The 308-nt window shown below is 54.9% G+C and carries 1 pseudogene; it reads left to right on the top strand.

Annotated elements, in window-relative coordinates:
* A pseudogene (locus tag LKK83_RS19125) lies at positions 1 to 308 on the top strand (hypothetical protein); the annotation flags it as partial.

Below are 308 nucleotides of genomic sequence, written 5' to 3'. Positions count from 1 at the left end.
GTTTTCGCCGGCATGGCAGAAGGAAGAATTGCCGCCGCCGGAGGCCCTGGGCCTGTTGCACCCCCACCCCCACCTCCACCACCGCCAGCACCGGCACCGGTGAGCGAACCCGGTAGCACGCCAGAAACAGCCGCCGATTTAGGTATTTTTAGTGGCACTCGGACTTTCGATAACTTTGTAGGTAGCGCTGACTCCAATGATTACTACCGCTTCACCCTTAACGAAGTCAAAGATTTTAGTCTAACCCTTGGGGGGATGACTGATAATGCAAACGTTGGGCTATATCTTGCCGAGGAACAAGTAGATGG

This window comes from Phormidium sp. CCY1219, from assembly GCF_035615515.1.
Classification (GTDB): Bacteria; Cyanobacteriota; Cyanobacteriia; order Cyanobacteriales; family Laspinemataceae; genus CCY1219.
The sequence above is the reverse complement of the archived record's forward strand: the minus strand, read 5'-3'. Positions and strand labels throughout refer to the sequence as shown.